General features: G+C 62.2%; 4 protein-coding genes. All 4 read right to left on the minus strand.

The window, feature by feature from the left end; translation table 11 throughout:
* The coding region (locus EOA75_RS29870; RefSeq protein ID WP_164747660.1) for a tail fiber domain-containing protein at window positions 1–955 on the minus strand (955 nt) is incomplete at its 3' end.
* A 2-nt stretch (window positions 956–957) separates the two neighbouring features.
* Window positions 958–1,419, minus strand: a complete 462-nt coding sequence (locus tag EOA75_RS29875; RefSeq protein ID WP_127325834.1) for a GNAT family N-acetyltransferase — start codon at window positions 1,417–1,419, stop codon at window positions 958–960.
* Window positions 1,416–3,167, minus strand: a complete 1,752-nt coding sequence (locus EOA75_RS29880) for a hypothetical protein (RefSeq protein WP_164747661.1) — start codon at window positions 3,165–3,167, stop codon at window positions 1,416–1,418. Before EOA75_RS29880 ends, EOA75_RS29875 begins: the two co-directional genes overlap by 4 nt.
* 95 nt (window positions 3,168–3,262) lie before the next feature.
* On the minus strand, window positions 3,263–3,967 hold the full coding sequence (locus EOA75_RS29885) for a hypothetical protein (protein WP_127325836.1): 705 nt from the start codon (window positions 3,965–3,967) through the stop codon (window positions 3,263–3,265).
* Window positions 3,968–4,096 lie beyond the last annotated feature (129 nt).

Here is a 4,096-nt window from a genome sequence, read left to right on the forward strand (position 1 = left end):
CGCCGACATTGATGACCGCGTGCGGCCGGAACGCACGCACCTCGTCGGCCATGACGCCGATCTGCTCGCCACCGCCCCACACGTATTCGAAGGCATACTTTGCGAGGCCATTGGCGAATTCGCCGACACGGCGAACGTTCGTCTTCACGCGGCGGTCGGAATACTTGATCACGTTGGCGCCAAGACCGAACAGGCCGCCGAAAAGGTCGCTGCTGCTCTGCGCTTGCTGCTGCCAGTTTTGGAGCTTCTGGTTGTAGTTGGTGTTGATCAGGCCAGCCACGTCGGTCGTCGGGATCGTCGGCATGTTGGCGTTGACGAAATTCGGCTGGCTCACCTGCGAACCGGACAGCAGCGCCGTCAAATTGTTGATCGGTGCCGAGTTCTGCGCGAGCGCTTCCTGCACCGCCTGCCCGCGACCGCTCAGCAGGAGCTGGTTGTAGGCGTCGTTTTCGCCCTGGTTTTCGAGGTTCTGCGCTTGCGCGTAAGCGTCCGAACCGGGACGAATGCCGCGGTTGATCAGGTCGGCCTCGTTCGATGCGCGGCGAGCATCCAGCGCCGGCTGCAACCGCTTCATGCCGAGGTCCATCAACCGGGCCTCTGTCGCATCGTTCGACAAGTCGACCGGCTTCGACAGGAAGTCGTTCAGGAAAGCCGACTGGCTGTTGGCAAGCTTGCCGAGATTGAGCTGTGCCTGGTCGGTTTGGTCCTTGATCGCCTGGCCGGTCTGCGACAGGGTCTGCGTCGCCGTATAGGTCGGGATGTCGTAGGACTTGCCCGTGTAAGGGTCGTTCCACTTGTAGGTGCCGGTCTGGCTGTAGGTCAGGTTGCCATCGGGCGTGACCTGGTTGACGTTGCCAAGGTTCGCGTTCGCGATGGCCGTGCCGACGTTTGTGGCGGTCGACGCGGCAGAGGTTTCTTTTGGATCCGGCGGGGCTGGCGGGTCGGGCGCGCACATGGTCAGGCCTCCTGAAGGAAATACGTCATTGCGATTGCCGACCGCTTGAAGCCCACGCGCTCGCACATCTTGGCAACGCGTAGATCGGTGGCGATGGTCACGTGCGCTCTGACGCAGCCGCGCGCTTTGAGTTCGGCAAGGATGTGCTTTGTGAAACGGCGACCGATGCCGTTCCGGTGATCCGGCCGCATGTAGATGGTGTCCTCCATCGCGATCGGTTCGCTGTTGTGCATGTCCTGGGTAAGCCAGATGAAGGCGTAACCCACGGCCTCGCCTCCGACCCTGACCACGAAGCACAGCAGATGCCCGGCCGAGCCGTAGACGTTCAGGCGCGGCTTGAAGTCGCCGATCTGCATCCCCTCGGCGGCCATGCGCGCCTGCATCTCGCCATAGTGACGCCGGCAAAGCGGTTCGAGTTCTGGCCAGACTTCGTTGAAGCTCTCGATGGCGATGTCGTAGCTCATACGACCACCCCGCCATTCTCAAAGGTCACGTCGAGTTGCACGAACTCGACATCCGGGCGCCGGTTCAGAAAGCCGGTGACCTGCAACTGCGGCTGCATCACGTAGCCGGTCTTGCCGATCGAAATCCACTGGCCGCCGCTCACCGTCGCTTCAGGCGCGGCCTGGTCCCATAGCGCTACGTCCCATTCACCCGAATCCCACAGGTCCGCCGTGCCACCGTCTGCAGCGTCCGGCGCTGTTGGCAGCGTGACCGTGTAGTTGACCGAAAAAGAGATTTTCGGATTGAACGGCGTCGAGCTCAGAAAGGTGGCGCGCGCCTGGTGCACGGTCTTTAGACGGCCAAGCGTCTTCATGTGATCCGGGCTGCCGACATAAGTGTAATAGATCGGCTGGCTATCGTCGTTGCCGGCGATTTCGCCTTCGAAAACCGTGCCGTCATTGGTGCCGTAGAACAGGCGATTGTCGTGCAGTTCGATGCAGCGCGTCGCCCATCCGACGAACTTACACCAGGCGCCGGTTTCGAGGTTGACGACGAATGTCCAGGCCTCTTGTCCTTCGGCCGCGATCGGAAGCGAGACGATGGCGTAATTCATATCCGGCCACTTGATCACTTCCCACGGCAGGGAAATGCGCCGCAGGGCTTCGCGCTTCCAGTCCGGCTCGATGTTGCGCGAGATGGCGGCCAGCGAAAGCGCGGCGGCATCCTTGTTGATCGCGGCCGAAATCGGAACCATGCCTTCCTTGGTCGCAACGATCAGATCGCCACCAGCGCGCATGGTGGCGCGCTTGCCCATAGGCGCGGTCAGGTCGTAGCGGCCGACCAGGTTCCACTCGGCAGCGGTCGAGCCGGCCGGATTGCTGCCCTCGTAAATCGCGGCCTCGCCCTCCGTCGTGACGAACACGCATTTGTCATCAATGCCGTCACCGGCATCGAGCGACCAGGTTGCGCCGAAGAGAAGCGAGCCGCCGCGCTGGAAAACGCCGGACAGGTTGATGGTGCCGAGCGCGCCAGTCACAGAATCGACCGGGAGATAGCTGGCCTTCATCGTGCCGCCCTGAATGAAGAACAGGCGGTTTCGATAGAGCCAGACGTGGGACAGGGCCGAGGTGGCGACCCCGGTAATGGCGGCCGATACCTGCACCACGCCGCCAGGAATGTTTGCCGTGGCCGAGCCGCCAGCGCCGCCCGTGATGATTTCGTTGTCAACGAAGTTGCCGGTGATCGACTGGATCATCAGCGAGCCGGTCGCGCCGTTGTCGACGTTCTTGACGATGGTCGCGACCGCGCCGCTGGTGCCGCCCGTCACGGTCCCGCCGCTGGTGAAATTCACCGTCTGCGCATCGAAGTTCAATCGATAGGTGGCGAGACTGTTGACCGCCGTCCAGTCGAAGGTCGTGCTGTAAAGCTGGAGGAAGTCGGTGCCGTTGACGGCGACCACGAACGAGCCGCCCGAGGTCGTGAAATTCACGTAGGAGTAATAGCCCGAGGTCTGGCCGGTGACGGATGCGGCCGGCGGAGTGTCGGCGTCGGCCGGCGCGGTCACGTCACGAATTGTCGTTTCGTCACAGGCCCAGATCTTCTTTGTCCCGCCCGCATTGTAGGTGATGAAGCTTTCGACCGGGTCGCTGCCGATCGTAGCGCGCTTCACCGATCCGCCACGCATGACAATGCCGCTCGAAGTCGGGAGCCAGTTTTCCAGCGTCTGCGCGGAGAAGGGCTTTGACTTGACCAGGCTCTGGTTGGTCACCCATCCGGCCACTGGCGCGCCGAAGGTATACGGCTGCGCGATGCCGCGCGCGGGAGCCGGAACAGCTTTCCGGCGGCCGGGGAAACGTTCGTACCTCACGCCGCACCTGTGACCGTGCCCGGCCAGACGACACGCCGGCCGCGCCAACTGACAGGCGGCTGGCCCGAAACGACAGGCTTCGACCCGCTGTCGGTGTCGATCCGGCGCAAAAGCGTGTCCTGGTAATCGTCGAAGTCCTGTTCGTAGGCCTGCCCCTTGTTCTGCTTCCAGCGATAGATGATCGCCTTTTTCAGCAATTCCTCGGAAAGCCTGAAGCTGTCCGCGTCTTCGGTGAACATGGTTTTTTTCGACGCATCGCTGGCGACGACTAGCTCGTTCGACACGTAGAAGAATTTGACGGTTTCGGTGCTCGCCATCACCGGCCACTGGTGAAACTGGTCGCCGTAGATGATCCAGTAGCCGTTCACAGTGGCGACCGGCGTCACCTGCAGTTCAAGCCAGTGATCGGGGCTCGTCAGATGTTCGGTTGCCCATTGCCAGCGCGACGACCAGAGCGACGACGTTTTCTGCATCCGGCGGAAGTCCGACGGCATGTCAAATGCATCCGATACGCCATCGCCGGTGAATGTCTGCTGAATCAGCAGCTTCTGCCAGTCGTGAGCGTCCGCGATTTCGGACGCCATGACGTTGGCGAGTTCCTGCATCTCGACCATTTCTCGACTGGTTGCGCCATAGAGCAGGCTCGGCACGTCCATGCCGAGCACTGTCGCGGCGCCTTTGACCACGTCGAGGATGGACATCAGGCAGCTTCCTTGCCCTTGCCCTTCGGCTTCGTCAGTTCCTCGATCATGGCTTCCATTGCGGCCTGGCGCTCCACCAGCTCGGCAATCTGCGCATCCTTTGCGGCCTCACGCTCAGCGGCCTTGGCA

Origin of the sequence: Mesorhizobium sp. M1A.F.Ca.IN.022.07.1.1 (genome assembly GCF_003997575.1) — a bacterium.
In the GTDB taxonomy this organism is placed as follows: Bacteria; Pseudomonadota; Alphaproteobacteria; order Rhizobiales; family Rhizobiaceae; genus Mesorhizobium.